The 20,155-nt window shown below is 61.8% G+C and carries 27 protein-coding genes and 1 pseudogene; 23 read left to right on the top strand and 5 right to left on the bottom strand.

Translation table 11 applies throughout. From position 1 onward, the window contains the following. Nucleotides 1-3: 3 nt before the first annotated feature. The 10 genes from VE092_RS11720 to VE092_RS11675 are packed head-to-tail and all read left to right on the top strand — an operon-like array spanning nucleotide 4 to nucleotide 5,814. A complete protein-coding gene (locus VE092_RS11720) occupies nucleotides 4-762 on the top strand; it encodes a 4Fe4S-binding leucine-rich repeat protein (protein WP_324876902.1) in 759 nt (252 codons plus the stop codon). Nucleotides 763-779: 17 nt separating this feature from the next. After that, on the top strand, nucleotides 780-1,076 hold the full coding sequence (locus tag VE092_RS11715; RefSeq protein WP_324876900.1) for a nitrogen fixation protein NifZ: 297 nt from the start codon (nucleotides 780-782) through the stop codon (nucleotides 1,074-1,076). A gap of 17 nt (nucleotides 1,077-1,093) precedes the next feature. After that, nucleotides 1,094-1,342 carry a nitrogen fixation protein NifZ gene (locus VE092_RS11710; protein ID WP_324876898.1) on the top strand — a complete coding sequence of 83 codons (249 nt, stop codon included), beginning with the start codon at nucleotides 1,094-1,096 and terminating at the stop codon, nucleotides 1,340-1,342. Further along, nucleotides 1,339-1,713: a DUF3024 domain-containing protein gene (locus VE092_RS11705; RefSeq protein WP_324876896.1), complete on the top strand. Its 375-nt coding sequence runs from the start codon at nucleotides 1,339-1,341 to the stop codon at nucleotides 1,711-1,713. The genes VE092_RS11710 and VE092_RS11705 overlap by 4 nt, the downstream gene beginning before the upstream one ends. Nucleotides 1,714-1,724: 11 nt before the next feature. Further along, complete coding sequence (locus VE092_RS11700; protein ID WP_324876894.1) at nucleotides 1,725-2,864, top strand: cysteine desulfurase family protein; 1,140 nt, start codon at nucleotides 1,725-1,727, stop codon at nucleotides 2,862-2,864. A 44-nt stretch (nucleotides 2,865-2,908) separates the two neighbouring features. Beyond that, nucleotides 2,909-3,109 carry a putative nitrogen fixation protein NifT gene (nifT, locus tag VE092_RS11695; protein ID WP_414653476.1) on the top strand — a complete coding sequence of 67 codons (201 nt, stop codon included), beginning with the start codon at nucleotides 2,909-2,911 and terminating at the stop codon, nucleotides 3,107-3,109. Between the two features lie 12 nt (nucleotides 3,110-3,121). Beyond that, nucleotides 3,122-3,382, top strand: a complete 261-nt coding sequence (locus VE092_RS11690) for an HCV capsid domain containing protein (protein ID WP_324876890.1) — start codon at nucleotides 3,122-3,124, stop codon at nucleotides 3,380-3,382. A 30-nt stretch (nucleotides 3,383-3,412) separates the two neighbouring features. Continuing rightward, nucleotides 3,413-4,561, top strand: coding sequence for a DegT/DnrJ/EryC1/StrS family aminotransferase (locus VE092_RS11685; RefSeq protein ID WP_324876888.1), 1,149 nt, complete (start codon nucleotides 3,413-3,415; stop codon nucleotides 4,559-4,561). 60 nt (nucleotides 4,562-4,621) lie between these two features. Further along, a complete protein-coding gene (locus VE092_RS11680) occupies nucleotides 4,622-4,927 on the top strand; it encodes a 2Fe-2S iron-sulfur cluster-binding protein (protein ID WP_324876886.1) in 306 nt (101 codons plus the stop codon). Between the two features lie 35 nt (nucleotides 4,928-4,962). Beyond that, the gene (locus tag VE092_RS11675; RefSeq protein ID WP_324876884.1) at nucleotides 4,963-5,814 is read left to right on the top strand and encodes an SIR2 family protein; all 852 of its coding nucleotides are present in this window, start codon (nucleotides 4,963-4,965) and stop codon (nucleotides 5,812-5,814) included. A gap of 4 nt (nucleotides 5,815-5,818) precedes the next feature. Here the strand turns inward: VE092_RS11675 and VE092_RS11670 are convergent, their stop codons facing one another. The 4 genes from VE092_RS11670 to VE092_RS11655 all read right to left on the bottom strand — a co-directional run bounded on the left by VE092_RS11670 (nucleotide 5,819) and on the right by VE092_RS11655 (nucleotide 7,624). Further along, nucleotides 5,819-6,055, bottom strand: coding sequence for a zinc ribbon domain-containing protein (locus tag VE092_RS11670; protein ID WP_324876882.1), 237 nt, complete (start codon nucleotides 6,053-6,055; stop codon nucleotides 5,819-5,821). 83 nt (nucleotides 6,056-6,138) lie between these two features. After that, nucleotides 6,139-6,726, bottom strand: a complete 588-nt coding sequence (locus tag VE092_RS11665; RefSeq protein WP_324876880.1) for a hypothetical protein — start codon at nucleotides 6,724-6,726, stop codon at nucleotides 6,139-6,141. Between the two features lie 9 nt (nucleotides 6,727-6,735). Then, nucleotides 6,736-7,140 carry a group II truncated hemoglobin gene (locus VE092_RS11660; protein ID WP_324876878.1) on the bottom strand — a complete coding sequence of 135 codons (405 nt, stop codon included), beginning with the start codon at nucleotides 7,138-7,140 and terminating at the stop codon, nucleotides 6,736-6,738. Nucleotides 7,141-7,192: 52 nt separating this feature from the next. Further along, the gene (locus tag VE092_RS11655; protein ID WP_324876876.1) at nucleotides 7,193-7,624 is read right to left on the bottom strand and encodes a response regulator; all 432 of its coding nucleotides are present in this window, start codon (nucleotides 7,622-7,624) and stop codon (nucleotides 7,193-7,195) included. Nucleotides 7,625-8,149: 525 nt separating this feature from the next. Here VE092_RS11655 and nifH point away from each other — a divergent pair. The 13 genes from nifH (at nucleotide 8,150) to modC (ending at nucleotide 19,933) form a co-directional block, all read left to right on the top strand. Then, nucleotides 8,150-9,028: a nitrogenase iron protein gene (nifH, locus tag VE092_RS11650; protein WP_013234820.1), complete on the top strand. Its 879-nt coding sequence runs from the start codon at nucleotides 8,150-8,152 to the stop codon at nucleotides 9,026-9,028. 168 nt (nucleotides 9,029-9,196) lie between these two features. Then, nucleotides 9,197-10,651: a nitrogenase molybdenum-iron protein alpha chain gene (gene nifD / locus VE092_RS11645; RefSeq protein WP_171938389.1), complete on the top strand. Its 1,455-nt coding sequence runs from the start codon at nucleotides 9,197-9,199 to the stop codon at nucleotides 10,649-10,651. A 105-nt stretch (nucleotides 10,652-10,756) separates the two neighbouring features. Further along, complete coding sequence (gene nifK / locus VE092_RS11640; RefSeq protein WP_324876872.1) at nucleotides 10,757-12,316, top strand: nitrogenase molybdenum-iron protein subunit beta; 1,560 nt, start codon at nucleotides 10,757-10,759, stop codon at nucleotides 12,314-12,316. Between the two features lie 101 nt (nucleotides 12,317-12,417). After that, the gene (nifE, locus tag VE092_RS11635) at nucleotides 12,418-13,797 is read left to right on the top strand and encodes a nitrogenase iron-molybdenum cofactor biosynthesis protein NifE (protein WP_324876870.1); all 1,380 of its coding nucleotides are present in this window, start codon (nucleotides 12,418-12,420) and stop codon (nucleotides 13,795-13,797) included. Between the two features lie 4 nt (nucleotides 13,798-13,801). Then, nucleotides 13,802-15,190 (top strand): nitrogenase iron-molybdenum cofactor biosynthesis protein NifN, encoded by a 1,389-nt coding sequence (gene nifN, locus VE092_RS11630; RefSeq protein WP_324876868.1) that lies wholly within the window; start codon nucleotides 13,802-13,804, stop codon nucleotides 15,188-15,190. Next, on the top strand, nucleotides 15,187-15,588 hold the full coding sequence (nifX, locus tag VE092_RS11625; RefSeq protein ID WP_324876866.1) for a nitrogen fixation protein NifX: 402 nt from the start codon (nucleotides 15,187-15,189) through the stop codon (nucleotides 15,586-15,588). Before nifN ends, nifX begins: the two co-directional genes overlap by 4 nt. Before the next feature lie 3 nt (nucleotides 15,589-15,591). Beyond that, nucleotides 15,592-16,062 carry a NifX-associated nitrogen fixation protein gene (locus VE092_RS11620; RefSeq protein WP_324876863.1) on the top strand — a complete coding sequence of 157 codons (471 nt, stop codon included), beginning with the start codon at nucleotides 15,592-15,594 and terminating at the stop codon, nucleotides 16,060-16,062. 26 nt (nucleotides 16,063-16,088) lie between these two features. Further along, complete coding sequence (locus VE092_RS11615; protein ID WP_013234814.1) at nucleotides 16,089-16,295, top strand: CCE_0567 family metalloprotein; 207 nt, start codon at nucleotides 16,089-16,091, stop codon at nucleotides 16,293-16,295. Then, nucleotides 16,292-16,597 (top strand): ferredoxin III, nif-specific, encoded by a 306-nt coding sequence (fdxB, locus tag VE092_RS11610; RefSeq protein WP_324876859.1) that lies wholly within the window; start codon nucleotides 16,292-16,294, stop codon nucleotides 16,595-16,597. The genes VE092_RS11615 and fdxB overlap by 4 nt, the downstream gene beginning before the upstream one ends. 58 nt (nucleotides 16,598-16,655) lie before the next feature. After that, nucleotides 16,656-17,255, top strand: a complete 600-nt coding sequence (locus tag VE092_RS11605) for a nitrogen fixation protein NifQ (protein WP_324876857.1) — start codon at nucleotides 16,656-16,658, stop codon at nucleotides 17,253-17,255. Between the two features lie 47 nt (nucleotides 17,256-17,302). Beyond that, the gene (gene modA / locus VE092_RS11600) at nucleotides 17,303-18,058 is read left to right on the top strand and encodes a molybdate ABC transporter substrate-binding protein (RefSeq protein WP_324876855.1); all 756 of its coding nucleotides are present in this window, start codon (nucleotides 17,303-17,305) and stop codon (nucleotides 18,056-18,058) included. 7 nt (nucleotides 18,059-18,065) lie between these two features. Continuing rightward, nucleotides 18,066-18,818, top strand: a complete 753-nt coding sequence (modB, locus tag VE092_RS11595; RefSeq protein ID WP_324876853.1) for a molybdate ABC transporter permease subunit — start codon at nucleotides 18,066-18,068, stop codon at nucleotides 18,816-18,818. Beyond that, nucleotides 18,815-19,933, top strand: a complete 1,119-nt coding sequence (gene modC, locus VE092_RS11590; protein WP_324876851.1) for a molybdenum ABC transporter ATP-binding protein — start codon at nucleotides 18,815-18,817, stop codon at nucleotides 19,931-19,933. Before modB ends, modC begins: the two co-directional genes overlap by 4 nt. Before the next feature lie 81 nt (nucleotides 19,934-20,014). Here the strand turns inward: modC and VE092_RS11585 are convergent. Next, nucleotides 20,015-20,155: pseudogene (locus tag VE092_RS11585) on the bottom strand (ferredoxin family protein); the annotation flags it as partial.

Here is a 20,155-nt window from a genome sequence, read left to right as displayed (position 1 = left end):
CAATTGGATACGGAGCCCTTTGCGGCGACCGATTGGCAGGGACAGGCCTTGGCGTGTGCCGATTGCGCGCAGATGGGCCGCTCCTCCACGCGGTGCGAACTGGCCAAGGCTTGTGTGCATGATCGTTATGCACGGCGCATCGACCGCTTCTTTGCATGGAATCCGGCCCTGGCCAAGGAGTTCCTTGCTCATCCCTATTTCGAGGTGAGAGCGGTAGCGGCCAAGCACGTGGAAGTGTTTTATCTGCCGCGCATGATCGATGACCCGGATGCCACGGTGCGCTGGAGTGTGGCGCAGCGCCTGCCGCAGCGCCAGCTGCTGATGTTGCGGCAGGATCCGGATCGCGAGGTCCGTATCCAGGTGGCGCGGCGGCTGCACGTGGAGCAACTGCACCAGATGATGGGCGATGGCGATTATGGCGTGCGTCTGATCGTGGCGCAGCGTATCGAACCGCAATGGCTGGTGCGCATGCTGCACGATGAAGACCGCGAGGTGCGTCGGGTAGTGGCGGCAAGGGTGGGGTCGGCGCTGTTGGGCGCGATGGCCAAGGATGAAGATGCCGCGGTGCGTATAGTGGTGGCGCAGCGTCTGGCACCGGCGCAGTTGGTGGCCTTGTGCCATGACCCGGACTGGCGCGTGCGCTATCACGTGGCCGAGCGCATCGACGCAGCGCATCTGGGTTTGCTGGCGGACGATGAAGACGATGCCGTGCGCACCATGGCACTCCAGCGCAGCGGCTTGGCCGGAACCACGATGACATAGCAACAGGAGCTGGGACCATGAAGATCAACCGTGATGATGGCCGGGTCGAACTGGACGGGCCGCCGCAATTCAGTTATGGCGAGAAGGTCCGGAGTACCAAGACCATCCGCAACGACGGTACCTTTGCAGGCCGGGAAATCGGCGACATCCTGGTCAAGAAAGGCGACATCGGCTATGTGACCAGTATCGGCACCTTCTTGCAGCAGTTCTACATCTACGGCATCGAATTCGTCGAATACGGTTACCGGGTCGGCATGAAAGGGCGCGAGCTGCAATCGCTCGACCAGCCCGTCACGTCCGGGCAGGCAGCCTGAATCCAAGGAGCGGAAACATGATCGAACCACGCGTGGCCAGATATGTCTGGGGACAGCGGGTGCAAGCCAGCATCGACCTGTTCAACGATGGCTCCTACCCGGATTGCGAGGACGAGGCCTTGCTGGTGGACCAGGGAACGCCGGGCGAAGTGGTGCAGGTGGGCATGCATGAAGAGTCCACCATCCCGGTGTATCTGGTGGAGTTTTCCGGCAACCGCGTGGTGGGTTGCCTGGAAGAAGAAATCGTCTTGCTGGAGCAGGCATGAACCAGATCATCGCCCAGGCCAATGGCATGCCCACCGCAGGTGGCATCCGCAGCTGGCAACCCAATGAACTGGATCTGCGGCGCATCGAACGCATGTTGCAGAAGCGTGCACGCTACCTGTACGTCGTGCCGCGCGTGGAGATGACCGCGAGCGGTTACCTTATCCAGAGTCCCTGTTGTTCGCGCAATATCGATGCCGATGGCGGTATGGTCGATATCGCGCTGCTGGAATATGACGCCGGACTTGGGGTGTGGAAACTTTTCCGCAAGGAGCACACCGAAGGCGGCTGGGAATTCTTCATGCTCGAACGCAGCCTGCAGGTCCTCATGGATTACATCAACCGGGACACCGCAAGGTTGTTCTGGCAATGAGGGTGGTGCCCATGGATACCACCATCTATCTCGACAACAACGCCACCACCCGGCCCACCCCGGAAGTGCTGGCGGCCATGCAGGCCTGCCAGGATGAAGCCTGGGGCAATCCCTCCAGCAAGCACCGGATCGGTGACGCTGCCCGCCAGCGCATGAACAGTGCCCGCGCGGAGGTGGCGGCCTTGCTCGCTGCCTCGGCGGCCGAACTGGTGTTCACCAGTGGCGCCACCGAAGCCAATCACATGGCCATTCTGGGCGCGCTGGCCCTGCAGCCGCAGCGGCGCCATATCGTCAGCAGCCTGGTCGAGCATCCTTCCACCTTGCTGCTGCTGCGGCATCTGCAGGCGCAGGGCGTACGCATCAGCTGGATCGCGGTGGATGAGCATGGCCAGCTGCAGCTCGATGAACTGGCGGCAGCCATCACACCAGATACCGCCCTGGTCAGTCTGATGTGGGCCAACAATGAAACCGGCGTGGTGTTTCCGATTGCCCAGGCGGCTGAACTGGCGCAACAGCGCGGTGTGCTCTTCCATACCGACGCGGTGCAGGCAGTAGGCCGTGTTCCATGCGACGTGGCGGGCATGGGCGTGGATCTGCTGTCCTTGTCGGCGCACAAGCTGCATGGGCCCAAAGGGATCGGCGCTCTGTACGTGCGCAAGAGGATCAAGTGGCCGCCCTTGCTGTTCGGCCACCAGGAACGCGGCCGGCGAGGTGGTACAGAGGACGTGGCGGGTATCGCCGGACTGGGCGTGGCTGCGACCCAGGCGCGTGCGGCATTGCCGCGAATGCTGGCGGTAAGCGCATTGCGTCAGCGCTTCGAGCGCGGCCTGGCATGCCTGCCACAGGTACAGATCAATGGCGCGGGCGCAGTGCGCCTGCCCAATACGGTGAGCGTGCGTTTCGGCCAGCTCCACGCGGAGCTGGTGCTGCAGCGCCTGGACCGACTCGGCATCTGCGCCTCCAGCGGGTCGGCCTGCGCGGCCAGCGGCGACATGCCTTCCCACGTGTTGATGGCCATGGGCATGTCCAGCGAGCAGGCCGCGGCGACGATACGCTTTTCGCTCTCCCGCGAAACCCGCGAGGACGAGATTGATGCCGTGCTGGCGGCCTTGTCGGAGATCGTGCAGTCCTTGCAGGCAAGAGCGGCCTAGGCACCCTTACCGGACCCAACCATCAGGAGCGCAACGTGAAAGTGATGATCCGCAAGAACTCGGCAGGTTTGCTATCTGCCTATGTCGCCAAGAAAGACCTGGAAGAGCCCATCGTTGCCATGGAAAAGCCCGACATGTGGGGCGGCCACGTCACCCTGGCCAATGGCTGGCAGCTGGTGTTGCCGTTGATGGATGCGGCTACCGTATTGCCGGTGACCATCGATGCACGCCGCCTGGGCGAATGAGGAGCTGATGCAATGAGCCTGTCGACCCAGCAATTGGCCACCGTTCAGGAGGTGCTGCAGGACGCCGCCCAGGTCAACGTCCTGGCGGCCCTGCGCAGCGCCTCGCCGGGCCTGGTGTGCAGCCGTTGCGACCAGGAAGACATGCGCGGGGAGACGCCTTACTGGCGCGGGCACAGCTATGCCTTGTTCCTGGTCGATACCGATGTCCATTGCTGGCGTGTGGTCGAGGGCCCGGATGAGGCCAGCGGCGTGGTGATTGCCCGTTTGTCCTGAGTTGAGCCAATACCCGGAGGAGTGCATCACATGGAACAGGAATGGATCAAATTGTCGGACCCCGACGTCAGCACCCGCGAGCTGGAAGCCGTCACGCGGGTGCTGGTGTCGTCAGGCCTGTCCGCCGGCCCCGTGGTCGAGTCCTTTGAAAACGAATTCGCCTCCTACCTCGGCCGCACCTATGGCGTAGCCGCCGCCAGCGGCACGGTGGCGCTGATGCTGACCTTGCGCGCCATGGGTATTCGCGCCGGCGATGAGGTGATTGCTTCCGCGTACTCCTGGTATCAGATCGCCCACGCAATCACGCTGGTCGGTGCCACCCCGGTGTTTGCCGATATCGACTACTGGAGCGGCAACCTGGCGCCGCACAAGGTAGCCGACAAGATCAGCCAGCGCACGCGCGCCATCGTGGTGGGCAATTGCAACGGCCATCCGGCCGCCTGGGCCGACTTCCGCCAGCTGGCACAGGTGCATGGCCTGCGCCTGATCGAGGATTCCACCGAAGCCATCGGTTCGCGTTACCAGGGCCGTGTGGTAGGCAACTTCGGTGATGTTGCCATCTTCGATTTTTCGCAGCCCTCGGCCCTGTGCTGTGGCGAGGGCGCCATGCTGGTGACCGATGATCCCGAGCTGGCCAGTGAATTGCATTACATGCGCAACCGCAACCTGGCCGATCGCCAGTCCATCGCCGTGGCCAGCCGCGTGCCGATGCAAGCCTCGATGAGCGATCTGAGCGCAGCCATCGGCATGGCCCAGCTGGAGCGGCTCGATGAAATCCTGATGCGGCGCAAGCAGGTCGAGGCCTACTACCTGGCGCACGTGCAATTCTTCGAGGGCATCAAGCCACCCTATATCGGACCCGACGTCGAGGAGGTGTACTGGATGCTGTACCTGGTTCACCTCGGCACACGCTTCACCCGCACCATGCGCAACCAGATCATCGAAGACCTGGCCAGCCAGGAAGTCGAAGCCGCCGCCTGGTGCCAGCCGCTGCACCAGCAGTTCTACTACAACCGTTTTGGCTGCAAGCGCGGAGATCTGTTGCTCACCGAGAAGATCGCCGACCGCTGCATTGCCTTGCCCTTGCACGGGCACCTCAATACCGACGAAGTGCACTTCATCGTGCAGGCGGCCAAGGATGCCTCCAGCAATGTCGGCGCGGGGGCGGCGATCTACTGAGCGGGGCGCATGCCTTTTCGCATTTTCATTGACCTCATCCACCATAAAGGAGTCCTGACCATGCCCGTCGTTACCATCCAACCCTCCGGCAAGACCATCGAGGTGAGCATCGGCACCACACTGCTGGCCGCCGTGATGAAGGCTGGCGAAGCCATTGCCAACAAGTGCCAGGGCAAGGCCGAGTGCGGCGCCTGCCACATCTTCGTGCTGGATGGCCGCAAGAGCGTCTCGCGTACCACCCCGGCTGAAAACGCCAAGCTCGACAGCATCGTAGGTGTCGGTTCCAAGTCGCGCCTGGCCTGCCAGGTGATCGTGGGCGAGGAAGACGTCACCCTCGAATTGCTCAGTTTCGCCTCTGGGCGCTGAACCTGCCTGCATACCTGCGCCGAGGAGCCATCGCCATGCCTACCATTGAGGACACCTTGCAAGACCTGTTCGATGCACTCGCCAAGGGGGAACTCATTCCTTACCTGGGTCCGGGCTTGCTGACACTGGTGCCGGATTGCCCGTTGCCCGGTTCGCAGGAAAAACTGGCGGCGCTGCTGGCCGCTCAGGTCACGGTGCCGCACAAGATTCGCAACCGCCTCACGGCGACCGCGCAATTCATCGAGAACTTCAAGCACCGCAAGAGCCTGGTGCAACTGATGCAGGGGGCATTCTCCGCCACTGTGCCGGCGTTGCCGCTACAGCAGGTGCTGGCTGGCATGCCGGAGATTCCAATGATCGTCGCGCTCTGGTATGACGATGCCATGCGCAGCGCCATGCTGGCCAGCGGGCGGGATGACTGGGGACAGGTGCAGGGGTTGTCGCAGTCCGAGCACTTCGGTACCTGGTTCCAGTACTACGATGGTAGCGGCCAGCCGGTTCAGGAGAGCATCGCGCCGAGCTGGAACACCTTGCTGTATCAACCCATCGGTGCGCATGCACCGGCGGCCAACTATCTCGTGTCGGATTCCGATTTCGTCGAAGTGCTCACCGAGATCGACATCCAGACACCGATTCCGGCGCACGTGCAGGCACTGCGGCAGGGCCGTCATTTCCTGTTCATCGGCTGCCGCTTCAACGATCAGCTGCAGCGCAGTTTTGCGCACCAGATCACCAAGCGCTCATCGGCGCGGCATTGGGCGGTGCTGACGGAGACGCCATCGCGCAATGAACAGCGCTTCCTGGAGGAACATGGCATCGAGGTGCTCCCCATGGCAACGGCGGATTTCTCAGCCCTGCTGTGCGGGCAACTGGGGCTGCCGGTGTGAGGGGTCACTTCAGTTTGTTGCGCAGTTCCGATGGACGGTAATTGCTGAAGTGGCCCTCACGGGCGGCTTGCGCCCGGGCTCGCTGCAGGATGCCTGCGCTCTTGCCCGGTGCGTGCGGCGCCGATACCTGCCGGAGCACTGCATGGCTGCCGCATCCCGGGCAGGCTGGCGTGTCGCCGGCGCGGACCAGCTTTTCAAAATGGGTGTCGCAGGCGGTACAGAGAAAGTCGAAAAGGGGCATGGTTGGCTCGCTGGTGTCGAGGGGGCGTTTGCGCAGGGTGGGGCAGCATTCTTGACGACTGGCTGCCGCCCGACCCTGCGACGTCAAACGGGGCGGTTTTCCTTGATCTTGATCGGCCCCATCACCTCCAGCCCGCGCTGGAAGCTGATCTCCTCGAACTTACCCTTGAAGCGTGCGGCGCCGTCGGCCACCGCCAGGATCTTTTCAGCGGTATCGAGTTTCTTGAGATCGCCACGCTCAATGCGGAACAATTCCAGCAACTCGTTATAGACCGTGGATTCGTCCAGTGGCATCACGTAGAAGGTGGCACCGCCATAAGGAATCTGGAACCGCAGCGAAATGTCCAGGTTGCAGGCGAAGAAGAAGTATTTGCCATCGGCGGTCAGCTTGTCCCCCAGGACTTCGCACAGCAGCTTGATGTGTTCCAGCGAAGGCGCCATGCCGGCCAGGAAAGGAATGGTGGCGGCGCCCACGTCGGCCACCGTCATCACCTGGTCGAGTTTGATTTCCGGGGGCCGCTTTTCGTCGGCCAGGCTGGCCTGATACTTGAGCGCGATTTCGCCACGGAAGGCGACGCGTCCATTATGTTTGGTCGGGCCCTTGAAGACCGGGCTCAGCAGACGGCCGTCATTGTCGAGATCGGCCAGGGGGGTATTTGCGAGAGTGCTCATGAAGTTTCCCTATTGGTTGCACAGAAAATCGGCAGTCTTGAAAAATGCGGCACCCAGTTGCTGCCGCAAGACCTCGTCGGGTACCAGTTCTTGTAGTGCCTGGTTCATGCAGGCCATCCAGGCATCACGTGCGGCAGGATCGATGGCCAAGCCCGCGTGCGCGTGGCGCAGGCGCGGATGGCCGAAGGCCTCGGCGTACAGCGGCGGGCCGCCTAGCCAACCGGAGAGGAACATGAACAGGCGTTGCCTGGCCGGCGCCAGGTCGGCCGGATGCATGGCGCGTACTACGGCCGCCTGCGGCAGCTGGTCCATCAGGGCGTAGAAACGGTCGACCAGTTGCCGCACGACCGGCTCTGCGCCGATCTGCTGATAATGCGGATTGGCCAGCGGCGCAGGCTTCGGTGCACCCGGCATCGGGGCTGTCCGATGCGGTAGCTTCAATGGGATACGGGTCGCGCACATGGTCTTACACCACCATCACCGCGATGCCCAGGCCCAGGGGCGTGCGTCGGCCCAACTGGGCATCGACCTTGCGGCGCACGGACTCCAGCGTGAGCGGCCGCAGCAGGGTGGAGTTGGCACCTTGCGCCAGCGCCTGGCGGACATGGCTGTCATCGGTGCTGTCGCACACCACCATGATCTTCAAGGTCGGATGTTGCTGGCGCAACTGGGCCAGCACCTTTATGCCCTCCTTGGCGAGATTGCCCTGGCCCAGCAAGAGCAGGTCGGGCGGCCAGTCCCGCCCCTTGTGCAAGGCACTCTCGACATCCGCCAGCAGATGCGCCTCGCATTCGTCGGCGAGCATGAACTGCAACGCCAATCCGCTGACTTCATCACAGTCGACGACGAAGACGCGCTTGTTGTCGACCGCGCGCTGGCTGTCTACACCGATTTGCATGGTTTGCTCCTTGCGTGAATGGATCGCTGACCGTGCCGCCTGGCACAGTCTTTTTGCCCTGCCATTTATCCCGATAGCAAACATCGTTCCCGTTATCAGCGAGCCACCTCTGCTTGCCTTCGCAGGGCGCGACAAGGCCCGTGGCTGCGGGCCAGCGGGCTCAGAGCGGATCAACAGGATGGTTTGGTACGCGGTAGTGTCGGGGCACGGGCTTGTATCGTTCCCTACAGACCAGGTGCCGTTTGTGCGGTTTGCAACATCAGAAAGAAGGGGGGCGAGAGGCCGTGAAAAATGCTGATTTCGTCAATTAAATCAATGACTTGAGATGATTTTCCGATGGTGGCACGGCATTTGCAAATAGGGGTGTGCACCGACGATGACTTGCCGAATGCGTGACTTGAGACGAAGACCAATAAAAGTTTCGAAGCGGCGCCCCAACGGCTGCAAGTGTGATGACAAAACTGCTTTGAACGACATCTTAATTTCTTACACCAGAGCTACACCGCTTATTTCTAGGAGAATCAAATGGCCTCACTCAGACAAATCGCCTTCTATGGCAAAGGCGGCATCGGCAAGTCCACCACGTCGCAAAATACGCTGGCTGCGCTGGCCCAGATGGGGCAGCGCATCCTCATCGTCGGCTGCGATCCCAAGGCTGACTCGACCCGACTGATCCTGCACGCCAAGGCCCAGGACACCATCCTGTCGCTGGCCGCCGACGCCGGTTCGGTGGAGGATCTGGAGCTGGAAGACGTCATGAAGATCGGCTACCAGAACATCCGTTGCGTCGAATCCGGCGGCCCGGAACCGGGCGTGGGCTGCGCTGGCCGCGGTGTGATCACCTCGATCAACTTCCTCGAAGAAGAGGGTGCCTATGATGACACCGATTACGTGTCCTACGACGTGCTGGGCGACGTGGTGTGCGGTGGCTTTGCCATGCCGATCCGCGAAAACAAGGCGCAGGAAATCTACATCGTGATGTCCGGCGAGATGATGGCCATGTACGCCGCCAACAACATCTCCAAGGGCATCCTGAAGTACGCCAACTCCGGCGGTGTGCGCCTGGGCGGCCTGATCTGCAACGAGCGCAAGACCGACAAGGAACTGGAACTGGCCACCGCCCTGGCTGCCAAGCTCAACAGCAAACTGATCCACTTCGTGCCGCGCGACAACATCGTGCAACACGCCGAGCTGCGCCGCATGACCGTGCTGGAATACGCACCCGATTCCAAGCAGGCTGGCGAATACCGCACCCTGGCCAACAAGATCCACGAAAACGCCGGTAACGGCACCATCCCCACTCCGATCACCATGGACGAGCTGGAAGACCTGCTGATGCAGCATGGCCTGATGCCTGTCGTTGATGAATCGATGGTGGGCAAGTCGGCCGAAGTGGCGGCCTGAGCATCGTCTTCTGCCTGCTGTTGATGCTGCAAGGTCCTGGCTGCTTTTAGCCTCTGCTTTCCGAAGCGAAGGCCGCCGGGACCGCAAGAAGAAGGGTAGCGCAGGTTTGTTTACCGGACTGGCATACGACCGGGTATGTCCCCCGCGACTAATTTTATCGGAGGGCCCATGAGCCTCACAGTTGAAGAAACCACGGCACGCAATACGGAATTGATCAATGAGGTCCTCAAGGCCTATCCGGACAAGACCGCCAAGCGTCGCGCCAAGCACCTGACTACCCAGGAAGAGGGTAAGTCGGATTGCAACGTCAAATCCAACATCAAGTCGATCCCCGGCGTGATGACCATTCGCGGTTGCGCCTATGCCGGTTCCAAGGGCGTGGTCTGGGGACCGATCAAGGACATGATCCACATCAGCCATGGTCCGGTCGGCTGTGGCCAGTACTCCTGGGGCTCGCGTCGCAACTATTACATCGGCAAGACCGGCATCGACAGTTTCGTGACCATGCAGTTCACTTCCGATTTCCAGGAAAAGGACATTGTCTTCGGCGGCGACAAGAAGCTGGAGAAGATCGTCGACGAGATCCAGGAACTGTTCCCGCTCAACAAGGGTATTTCGGTGCAATCCGAATGCCCGATCGGCCTCATCGGTGACGACATCGAAGCGGTCTCAAAGAAGAAGTCCAAGCAATACGACGGCCATACCATCGTGCCGGTGCGCTGCGAAGGCTTCCGCGGCGTGTCGCAGTCGCTGGGACACCACGTTGCCAACGACGCCATCAAGGAATGGGTGCTCGACAAGATGGACCCGGACAAGAACCAGTTCGTGGCGACCCCGTATGACGTGGCCATCATCGGCGACTACAACATCGGCGGCGATGCCTGGTCCTCACGCATCCTGCTGGAAGAGATCGGCCTGCGCGTGATCGCCCAGTGGTCGGGCGACGGCACCCTGGCCGAAATGGAAAACACCCCCAAGGCCAAGCTCAACGTGCTGCACTGCTATCGCTCGATGAACTACATCTCGCGCCATATGGAAGAGAAGTTCGGCATTCCCTGGGTCGAGTACAACTTCTTCGGCCCTAGCCAGATCGAGGCGTCACTGCGCCAGATTGCCAGCCACTTCGACGACAAGATCAAGGAAGGTGCCGAGCGCGTTATCGCCAAGTACAAGGCCCTCACCGATGCCGTGATCGCCAAGTACCGTCCGCGCCTGGAAGGCAAGACCGTGATGCTGTTCGTCGGTGGCCTGCGCCCGCGACACGTGATCGATGCCTATGGTGACCTGGGCATGAAGGTGGTTGGTACCGGATATGAATTCGGGCACAACGACGACTACCAGCGCACCACCCACTACGTGGAGGACGGCACGCTGATCTACGACGACGTGACCAGCTATGAATTCGAGAAGTTCGTCGAAAAGATCGAGCCCGATCTGGTCGGCTCCGGGATCAAGGAGAAATACGTCTTCCAGAAGATGGGTGTGCCGTTCCGCCAGATGCACTCCTGGGATTACTCGGGCCCGTATCACGGCTATGACGGCTTCGCCATCTTTGCCCGCGACATGGACATGGCCATCAACAGCCCGGTGTGGGGCATGGCCAAGGCACCGTGGAAGGCCTGAGCTGAATCGATTCGGGATGGATGGGCGCAGGACTGCATCCATCGCTCATCGTCCATCCGACCCGAGCCTGGATCATTTGATCAGTTGAATTGAAGGGGTATCATCATGCCGCAAAACGCCGATAGCGTTCTGGACCACGAGAATCTGTTCCGCCAGCCGGAATACCGCGAACTGCTCGCCCGCAAGAAAGAAGAGTTCGAGTTCGCCGTTCCGCTGGACAAGGTGCAGGACGTGGCCGAATGGACCAAGACCAAGGAATACCAGCAAAAGAATTTCGCCCGCGAGGCGCTGACCATCAATCCGGCGAAGGCCTGCCAGCCGCTGGGAGCGGTGTATGCCGCCGTCGGCTTCCAGAACACGCTGCCGTTCGTGCACGGATCGCAGGGCTGCGTGGCGTATTACCGCTCACACTTCTCGCGTCACTTCAAGGAGCCGACCTCCTGCGTATCGTCGTCGATGACCGAAGACGCCGCCGTCTTCGGTGGCCTCAACAACATGATCGACGGCCTGGCCAACGCCCTGAGCCTGTACAAGCCGGAGATGATCGCCGTCTCCACCACCTGCATGGCCGAGGTAATCGGTGATGACCTCGACTCCTTCATCAAAAATGCCAAGGACAAGGGCAGCGTGCCGGCAGAATATGACGTGCCGTTCGCTCACACCCCGGCCTTCGTCGGCAGCCACGTGACCGGCTACGACAATGCTTTGAAGGGCATCCTGACGCACTTCTGGGATGGCAAGGCCGGTACCGTGCCCGCGCTGGAAAGACAGCCCAACGAGCGTATCAATTTCATCGGCGGTTTTGATGGCTTCGTGGTCGGCAACCTGCCTGAGGTCAAGCGTATCTTCAAGCTGATGGGTGTGGACGGCACCATCGTGTGCGATCCCTCGGAGGTCTGGAACACCCCGACCGATGGCCAGTTCCGCATGTACAGCGGCGGCACCACCAAGCAGGAAGTGATCGAGGCCCTCCACGCCAAGGCCACCGTGGTGTTCCAGGAGTTCAGCACGCTCAAGACCGCCAAGTACATCGCCGAGAAGGGCCAGGAGGTGGTCACCCTCAACCACCCGATGGGCGTGGCTGGCACCGACCGCTTCCTGATGGAACTGTCGCGCCTGAGCGGCCAGCCCATCCCGGCTGAACTGGAGTTGGAACGTGGCCGCCTGGTGGACGCCATCGCCGATTCGCAGGCGCACTTGCATGGCAAGAAGTTTGCCTTGTACGGCGACCCCGACATGATGATCGGCATGACCCAATTCCTGCTGGAGCTGGGCTGCGAGCCGACCCACATCCTGTCCACCAACGGCGACGCCGAATGGGCGGCCAAGGTGCAGGCGCTGCTGGATGCCTCTCCCTTCGGCAAGGACTGCAAGGTCTATCCCAAGCGTGACTTGTGGCACCTGCGCTCACTGCTGTTCACGGAGCCGGTGGACTTCCTGATCGGCAATACCTACGGCAAGTACCTCGAGCGCGACTGCGGCGTGCCGCTGATCCGTCTGGTGTTCCCGGTCTTCGACCGCCATCACTACCATCGCTTCCCCATCTGGGGTTACGCCGGCGCGATGCGCGTGCTGGTGATGATCCTCGACGAATACTTCGAAGCTCTGGATGCCAATACGGCGGTGGCCGGCGAGACCGATTATTCCTACGACATCATCCGCTGAGCACGGCGCTCGTCCCGTCAGGCAGAAGGCTTGCCTGGCGGGATGCGTCACTGGATGCGTAGTATCCCCGGCAGCAACCCAGGTAAGCATGGAGAGCGATCATGACGGCCTTGAAGTTGAAGATCCAGGAAGTCTTCGAAGAACCGGCCTGTGACAAGAACCAGGCCAAGACGGAGAAGCAACGCAAGGCCGGCTGCAGCAAGCAGCTGGCGCCGGGCGCCGCAGCCGGCGGCTGCGCCTTCGACGGCGCCAAGATCGCCTTGCAGCCCATCGTGGACGTAGCCCACCTGGTGCATGGTCCGATCGCCTGCGAAGGCAATTCCTGGGATAACCGCCACGCGGCTTCGTCCGGTGTCCAGACTTATCGCACCGGTTTTACTACCGACATCAATGAGATCGACGTCATCTACGGTGGCGAAAAGCGGCTCTACAAGGCGGTCAAGGAAATCATCGAAAAATATGACCCGCCGGCGGTATTCGTCTACCAGACCTGCGTCACTGCGCTGACGGGCGACGACATCGAGGCCGTCTGCAAGGCCGCCAGCGCCAAGTTCGGCAAGCCGGTGATTCCGGTCAATTCGCCTGGCTTTGCCGGTGTCAAGAACCTGGGCAACAAGCTGGCCGGGGAAGCCTTGCTCGATTACGTGATCGGGACGGTGGAACCTGAATTCACCACGCCCTACGACATCAACATCATCGGCGAATACAACCTGTCAGGAGAGTTGTGGCAGATCACGCCCTTGCTCGATGCCATGGGCGTCCGGGTACTTTCCTGCATCAGCGGCGACGGGCGCTATCGCGAGATTGCCTCTGCGCACCGGGCCCGGGCATCGATGATGGTGTGTTCCAAGGCCATGATCAACGTGGCGCGCAAGATGGAGGAGCGTTACGGCATTCCTTTCTTTGAAGGATCTTTCTATGGCATCAGCGATGTCTCCGATTCGTTGCGCCAGATCGCGCGCCTGCTGGTGCAGCAGGGCGCACCGGCCGAGTTGGCCGACCGCACCGAAGCCTTGATAGTGGTGGAAGAGGCGCGCGCCTGGAGTCGTCTGGCGCATTACAAGAAGCGCCTGGCGGGCAAGCGTGTGCTGTTGATTACCGGCGGTGTCAAGTCTTGGTCAGTGGTGGCCGCCTTGCAGGAGGTCGGCATCGAAATCGTCGGCACCAGCGTGAAGAAATCGACCCGCGAGGACAAGGAGCGCATCAAGGAAATCATGGGGGATGAAGCCCACATGATCGACGACATGACACCGCGCGAGATGTATGCCATGTTGAAAGAGGCCCGCGCCGACATCATGCTCTCGGGCGGACGTTCGCAATTCATCGCGCTCAAGGCCAAGATGCCCTGGCTGGACATCAACCAGGAGCGCCGTCATGCCTATGCCGGCTATGAGGGCATGATCACGCTGGTCTCGGAAATCGACCGCGCCCTGTACAACCCGGTGTGGGAGCAGGTGCGCGCACCAGCACCCTGGGAGTAAGGACATGGCCACCGTCGAGACTTCCTCCAAGGCCGCAGCCGTCAACCCGCTCAAGATGAGCCAGCCGCTGGGTGCGGCCTATGCCTTCCTGGGCATGAACCGCTGTATGCCGGTCATGCATGGTTCCCAGGGCTGCACCTCGTTCGGGCTGGTGTTGCTGGTGCGACATTTCCGCGAAGCGATTCCCTTGCAGACGACCGCCATGAACGAGGTATCAAGCATCCTGGGCGGCATGGAGAACATCGAAAAGGCGGTCTTGAACATCCGCCTGCGCGCCAAGCCGGACCTGATCGCCATCTGTTCCACCGGGCTGACCGAAACCAAGGGCGATGACGTCAATGCCTATCTCAAACTGATCCGCCAGAAGCATCCCGACCTCGCTGATACCGCGCTGACCTATGTTTCCACGCCCGACTATACAGGCGCGTTCCAGGATGGCTGGGCCGGGGCCGTGGAAGCATTGATCCGGGCGCTCGGTGAACCGCAGCCGGGCATGCAGAGGCGCACCAACCAGGTCAATCTGCTGGCGGGGTGCCATCTGACACCGGCCGATATCGAGGAATTGCGCGACATCGTGCAATCCTTCGGACTCGAACCGATCGTATTGCCGGATGTGTCGGGCTCGCTGGATGGCCATCTCCCCGACAATTTCAGCCCGACCTCGATGGGCGGCACCACACTGGCCGACATGCGTGCGCTGGGTGCTTCCATCGTCAGCATCGCCATTGGCGAACAGATGCGCGCCAGTGCCCAGGCAGTAGAGGAGTTGAGCGGGGTGCCTTATGTGGTATTCGACCGGCTCACCGGCCTGCAGGCCAATGACCGTTTCCTGGCCTATCTGGAATACGTGTCAGGCCGGCCGATTCCGGAGCGCTATCGGCGTCAGCGCAGCCAGTTGCAGGATGCCATGCTGGATGGCCATTTCTTCTTCGGCGGGGTCAAGGTCGCCATCGGTGCCGAGCCGGATCTGTTGCTGGCACTCTCGGCATGGCTGACCGAAATGGGCTGCGAGATTGGCTGCGCCGTGACCACCACGACCTCGCCGATGCTTGAAGGCGTGCCGACAGCAAAGGTCGTGATCGGTGACCTGGAGGATCTGGAGCAGGGTGCGCGCCGCATCAGCGCCGGTCTGCTGGTGACGCATTCGCACGGACGCCAGGCGGCCGAGCGCCTGCATATTCCCTTCCATCGCGCCGGCTTGCCCATGTTCGACCGTCTGGGGGCCGGGCACTGTCTTTCGGTCGGCTATCGCGGCACACGTGGATTGATTTTCGAGATCGGCAACCTGTTGCTGGCCCAAGGCCATGCACATACCCCGGATGACTGGCAGCTGCCGCAGAGCACGCGCGATGCCCTGGCGCTGGCCACGTCCGTTCAAGGAGAAAGCTCATGAAAGTGGCATTTGCAACCCAGGATCTGCAGCGCGTGGATGCGCATTTCGGCTGGGCCAAGAACCTGGCGGTGTTCGAGGTCTGGCCCAATGGCTACAGTTTCGTACAGGCGCACAGCTTCGACGGCGATCTCAAGGAGGATGGCGACGAGGACAAGCTGGCCCCCAAGATCGAGGCCATCAAGGATTGCGCCATCCTGTATGTCGCCGCCATCGGCGGCTCGGGCGCGGCGCGGGTGGTGGCCAACCGTATCCACCCGGTCAAGGTGGCGCAGGCCGAACCTATCCTGGACATCCTCGACAAGCTGCAGGAAGTGCTCAAGGGCACACCGGCGCCGTGGCTGCGCAAGGCCATGCAAAAGGGCCAGGAACGCGACATCAACTTTGAAGAGGAAGTGTGAATCATGACTGCCATCGCCACTCAAGAGGCTCCGGCCGCCATCGACAGCCTGTTCGTGCAGGAGCTCATCAAGCAATGGCGCGCGCAGGATACCCATGGCGCCTGGGACGGCAAGAGCAACGCGGACCTGCTGGCGCCCTACATCATTACGCGCGAGCAGCGTCGCGAGATTCCCATCATCGGCGACCCCGATCCTGAAACCCTGTGGCGCCTTGAACTGTTCTACAACGCCGTGGGACTGGCGATCGAGCGCCAGACCGGCAGCATCGCCACGCCGATGATGAAGATGTCGCATGAGGGCTTCGGACGCATGGTGCTCATGGCCGGGCGCCTGGTGGTGGTCAACAAGCACTTGCGGGATGTGCATCGCTTCGGTTTCGAGAGCGTGGAAAAGCTGGCCGAGGAGGGCGACAAGATCGTGGCAGCCGGCGTCGGGATGGTGCGGCAGTTCCCTGAAGTGGTCAATTACGGCTGAGGGCATCGGCCACAAGGAGAACGGACATGCAGGACAGGGAAGCGCTCAAGGCGCAAGTCAAGAAGCTCAACCAGCAGGCCACGGCCTTGAAGATGGATCTGCATGATCTGTCCGAAGATCTGCCGACCGGCTGGGAAAAGATCCTTGAGGTCGCGCAAAAGGCCTATGACGCCCATGCCGCGCTGGCTCAGGCACGGCGCGCACTTGAGGATGAGAAGGAAAGGCAGCCATGACGACATTCACGGTCAAGCTTCCCGGCGGAGCCGACTGGACGCCCCAGTTCGTCGGCCAGATCAATGAAGACAAATGCATCGGCTGCGGCCGTTGCTTCAAGGTATGCGGACGCGACGTGCTGGCCCTGGTCGGGATCAATGACGAGGGACGGCGCGTCGCGGTCGATCCTGATGATGACGAGGATGAGGAGTACGAAAGAAAGATCATGACCATCGCCAACCGTGACAATTGCATCGGTTGCGAGGCTTGCTCACGGATCTGTCCCAAGAATTGCTACACCCATGGGAGCGCGCAGGTCTGATCGTCCACTCCCTTTGACGCTTTTTTCGTTCTCTGACACCGACCCAGGAGGCCCCAAAATGAGCTACTGCCAGGCAGGTTATGTGGAATTGATGGAGGCAGCGCGCGACCCGGACCATGTGGTGACACTGGCCTTTGCCGGTCTGATCGCACTGGCCGATCATCGTCCGGCCCCCTATGACGTACCCATCGCTGCACTCGACGCCGAGGCCCTGACGGCCTTGCGTGAGCGCTATTTCCCGGAGTTGACGGCGCCCCTGTATGACTCTCGCAGTGCGGGCGGCGGCCGGTCCTGTGCACCGCCGCCGATCGACGAATTCGATGACCTGCTGGCCATGCTGATGGATTGCCGCACCTACCACGACCAGGAAAGTACCTGGCTGGCCCACGCCATTGCGACCGCCTGCATGGGTTCCAACCATCTCTGGCAAGACATGGGCTTGCCCAACCGGATGGCCTTGTCGCGGCTGATCAGTCATTACTTTTCCGTCCTGGCCGAGCGCAACGTCAGCGACATGAAGTGGAAGAAGTTCTTCTATCGGCAATTGTGCGAACGCGAAGGGCTGGTGCTGTGCCAGGCGCCCAGCTGCGGCAATTGCTCCGATTACCTCAAGTGCTTCGGTCCGGAAGATGCCACTCCATTGCTTGGCTTGAACTGAGCTGACGTTGGTGTCTTCATTCGCCCTCTTTTTCAAGGAACAAGTCCATGTCGCGCAAGTTGATACTGGCCTGTACCTGGCTATGGCTGCTGATGCCAGGTGTTCGTGCCGAGGAAGTCCATGTGGCTGTGGCGGCCAATTTCACCCAGCCGTTCAAGCAGATTGCCGCCGCGTTCGAGCAGGCCACCGGTCACAAGGTGATAGCGGCGTTCGGCTCCACAGGCCAGTTCTATGCGCAGATCAACAATGGCGCTCCATTCGAGATCTTGCTGGCGGCCGATGCCAACACCCCGGCCTTGCTGGAAAAGCAGAATATCGCCGTGGCCGGCAGCCGCTTCACTTACGCACGCGGCAAGCTGGTGCTCTGGAGTGCCAAACCGGGCGTGGTGGACGCGCAGGGCGAGATCCTGAAGAAGGGCTTTTTCGAGCATCTGTCGCTGGCCAATCCCAGGCTGGCGCCATATGGCCTGGCGGGTGTGCAGACAATGCAGAAGCTGGGGCTTGAAGAGATCTTGCGGCCCAAGATTGTGCAGGCAGAAAACATCAACCAGGCCTACCAGTTCATCGCCAGCGGCAATGCCTTGCTCGGATTCGTAGCCTTGTCGCAAGTGACCAGGAACGGACAGATCACCGACGGCTCGGCCTGGATCGTGCCGGCCGAGCTGTATGCGCCGATCCTGCAGGATGCGGTCCTGCTGGAACCAGGCCGTGACCATCCGGCCGCGCTGGCGCTGATGACTTACCTCAAGAGCGAGCCGGTGCGGCAGGTCATTCGTGCCTACGGCTACGAGCTCGATCGCTAGGCAGGCCATGTGGTTGACCGCCGAAGACTGGAGCGCGGTGCGCCTGACGCTGAGCCTGGCCAGCACCGTCACGGTGCTGCTGCTGGTGGTGGGCACGCCACTGTCCTGGTGGCTGGCGCGCACGCGCTCGGGCTGGCGCCATGGGGTGGCCGCAGTGGTAGCCTTACCGTTGGTATTGCCGCCGGCCGTGCTGGGCTTCTACCTGTTGGTGCTCATGGGACCGCAAGGGCCGGGGGGCCAACTGACCCAGGCGTTGGGGCTGGGCTTGCTGCCCTTCAGTTTTGGCGGACTGGTGCTGGCCTCGCTGTTGTATTCGATGCCCTTCGTAGTCCAGCCCTTGCAGAACGCCTTCGAAGCCATTGGCGAACGGCCCATGGAAGTAGCCGCCACCTTGCGCGCCTCGCCACTGGATGCCTTTTTTACCGTGGCCGTGCCCTTGGCCGGGCCTGGCTTTCTGACGGCGGCGGTGCTCGGTTTTGCCCATACCGTGGGCGAATTCGGCGTGGTGCTGATGATCGGCGGCAATATCCCCGGCAAGACACGAGTCTTGTCGATGCAGATATATAACCACGTGGAAGCCCTCGAATACACCCAGGCGCACCGCCTGGCGGGCGCGATGCTGGTGTTTTCATTCCTTGTGCTATTGGTGATGATGCGTCTGGGGTGCGCCGGCAAGACCAGGCTCAACGCCGGCAGGAGTGGTCGCGCCCCGCAGGAAGCTAAGGCGCAATCCTGCGATGTCACCAGGAGGAGGACATGAAGCCAGCCACGGTTGAGCCCAGCATCGCGCCACCCGAGATCATCGCGAAGATGGCCTATGGCTATGGTGGCGCGGGCGAGTTCCAGCTTGACCTGGATCTCAAATTGCCGGGGCAGGGGGTAAGCGCCTTGAGCGGCCCGTCTGGCTGCGGCAAGACCACCTTCCTGCGCTGCATGGCCGGCCTGCTGCGTCCGAGCAGGGGCTATCTGGAGGTCAACGGCGAGGTCTGGCAAGACTCGCAGCGCCAGTATTTTTTGCCGACCCATCGGCGTGCACTGGGGTATGTGTTCCAGGAGGTCAGCCTGTTGCCGCATCTGTCGGTGAGCCGCAATCTGGATTATGGTGCGCGCCGCAGCAGAGCCGCCGTCGGCGCCACGTCGCGCGAGAATATCATCGACCTGCTCGGCATCGGTTCATTGCTGCAGGCCATGCCGTCGGCCCTGTCAGGTGGGGAGCGCCAGCGCGTAGCCATCGCGCGCGCCCTGTTTACGGCACCGCGGCTGTTGCTCATGGACGAACCGATGGCCGCGCTGGACAACGACCGCAAGCGCGACATCCTGCCTTACCTGGAACGCCTGAGGGGCGAGCTGGCCATTCCCATCCTCTACATCAGCCACCATCCCGAGGAGATCGCGCGTCTGGCCGATACGCTGGTATTGATGCGGCAAGGCCGCTGCCTGGCCAGTGGTCCTCTGACCACGCTGTTGTCGCGACTGGATCTGCCCCTGGCCCATGCCGAGGATGCCGGGGCGGTGATCGAGGCCAAGGTGGCTGCCCATGACGAGACCTATCACCTGACCCGGCTAGTGTTGACCGGTGGCGAGATCTTCGTGCCGCGCCGGGAATTGCAGATAGGTCAGTCGGTGCGGCTACAGATCCACGCACGCGACGTCAGCCTGGCCTTGAGTCCCAGCCAGGACAGCAGCATCCTCAATCGGCTGTCGGCCACGGTACTGAAACTAGCGCCAGCGCAGCATCCAGCCCATGTGCTGGCCGTGCTGGATGCGGGCGGCGAGCAACTGCTGGCGCGCATCACGCGGCGTTCCTGCGATCAACTCGCGCTGTTGCCGGGTCAGCCGGTATGGGCGCAGATCAAGTCGGTGGCCTTGTTATAGATGTGAGGCAGCCCCTTGATTCTTGAGCGCACGGGAAGGGCGCAGCTGTCCTGGCGATGCGGCCCTTCGCCATGGTGGCCATCAACCGAACTTGAACAGGATGCCATAGCCGCCACGTGGATATTCCCAGGCCACGTTGCGATGTTCGGTGCAGATCACGCGGCAGGTACCGCATTCCAGGCAGCCATCGGTGGTCAGCAGGATCTGGCCCCCGCCTTCGGC

The sequence above is a fragment of the Herbaspirillum sp. genome, assembly GCF_035644555.1.
Classification (GTDB): Bacteria; Pseudomonadota; Gammaproteobacteria; order Burkholderiales; family Burkholderiaceae_D; genus Herbaspirillum.
The sequence above is the reverse complement of the archived record's forward strand: the minus strand, read 5'-3'. Positions and strand labels throughout refer to the sequence as shown.

Coding starts and splice junctions, on each gene's coding strand:
- VE092_RS11615 (WP_013234814.1), top strand. CDS start 16,089: ATGCAGGACAGGGAAGCGCTCAAGGCGCAAGTCAAGAAGCTCAACCAG.
- VE092_RS11715 (WP_324876900.1), top strand. CDS start 780: ATGAAGATCAACCGTGATGATGGCCGGGTCGAACTGGACGGGCCGCCG.
- VE092_RS11670 (WP_324876882.1), bottom strand. CDS start 6,055: ATGCCCCTTTTCGACTTTCTCTGTACCGCCTGCGACACCCATTTTGAA.
- nifE (WP_324876870.1), top strand. CDS start 12,418: ATGACGGCCTTGAAGTTGAAGATCCAGGAAGTCTTCGAAGAACCGGCC.
- modC (WP_324876851.1), top strand. CDS start 18,815: ATGAAGCCAGCCACGGTTGAGCCCAGCATCGCGCCACCCGAGATCATC.
- VE092_RS11665 (WP_324876880.1), bottom strand. CDS start 6,726: ATGAGCACTCTCGCAAATACCCCCCTGGCCGATCTCGACAATGACGGC.
- VE092_RS11700 (WP_324876894.1), top strand. CDS start 1,725: ATGGATACCACCATCTATCTCGACAACAACGCCACCACCCGGCCCACC.
- nifK (WP_324876872.1), top strand. CDS start 10,757: ATGCCGCAAAACGCCGATAGCGTTCTGGACCACGAGAATCTGTTCCGC.
- VE092_RS11620 (WP_324876863.1), top strand. CDS start 15,592: ATGACTGCCATCGCCACTCAAGAGGCTCCGGCCGCCATCGACAGCCTG.
- fdxB (WP_324876859.1), top strand. CDS start 16,292: ATGACGACATTCACGGTCAAGCTTCCCGGCGGAGCCGACTGGACGCCC.
- nifX (WP_324876866.1), top strand. CDS start 15,187: ATGAAAGTGGCATTTGCAACCCAGGATCTGCAGCGCGTGGATGCGCAT.
- VE092_RS11710 (WP_324876898.1), top strand. CDS start 1,094: ATGATCGAACCACGCGTGGCCAGATATGTCTGGGGACAGCGGGTGCAA.
- VE092_RS11680 (WP_324876886.1), top strand. CDS start 4,622: ATGCCCGTCGTTACCATCCAACCCTCCGGCAAGACCATCGAGGTGAGC.
- VE092_RS11705 (WP_324876896.1), top strand. CDS start 1,339: ATGAACCAGATCATCGCCCAGGCCAATGGCATGCCCACCGCAGGTGGC.
- nifH (WP_013234820.1), top strand. CDS start 8,150: ATGGCCTCACTCAGACAAATCGCCTTCTATGGCAAAGGCGGCATCGGC.
- nifN (WP_324876868.1), top strand. CDS start 13,802: ATGGCCACCGTCGAGACTTCCTCCAAGGCCGCAGCCGTCAACCCGCTC.
- VE092_RS11675 (WP_324876884.1), top strand. CDS start 4,963: ATGCCTACCATTGAGGACACCTTGCAAGACCTGTTCGATGCACTCGCC.
- nifT (WP_414653476.1), top strand. CDS start 2,909: ATGATCCGCAAGAACTCGGCAGGTTTGCTATCTGCCTATGTCGCCAAG.
- VE092_RS11660 (WP_324876878.1), bottom strand. CDS start 7,140: ATGCCGGGTGCACCGAAGCCTGCGCCGCTGGCCAATCCGCATTATCAG.
- modB (WP_324876853.1), top strand. CDS start 18,066: ATGTGGTTGACCGCCGAAGACTGGAGCGCGGTGCGCCTGACGCTGAGC.
- VE092_RS11605 (WP_324876857.1), top strand. CDS start 16,656: ATGAGCTACTGCCAGGCAGGTTATGTGGAATTGATGGAGGCAGCGCGC.
- modA (WP_324876855.1), top strand. CDS start 17,303: ATGTCGCGCAAGTTGATACTGGCCTGTACCTGGCTATGGCTGCTGATG.
- nifD (WP_171938389.1), top strand. CDS start 9,197: ATGAGCCTCACAGTTGAAGAAACCACGGCACGCAATACGGAATTGATC.
- VE092_RS11655 (WP_324876876.1), bottom strand. CDS start 7,624: ATGCAAATCGGTGTAGACAGCCAGCGCGCGGTCGACAACAAGCGCGTC.
- VE092_RS11690 (WP_324876890.1), top strand. CDS start 3,122: ATGAGCCTGTCGACCCAGCAATTGGCCACCGTTCAGGAGGTGCTGCAG.
- VE092_RS11685 (WP_324876888.1), top strand. CDS start 3,413: ATGGAACAGGAATGGATCAAATTGTCGGACCCCGACGTCAGCACCCGC.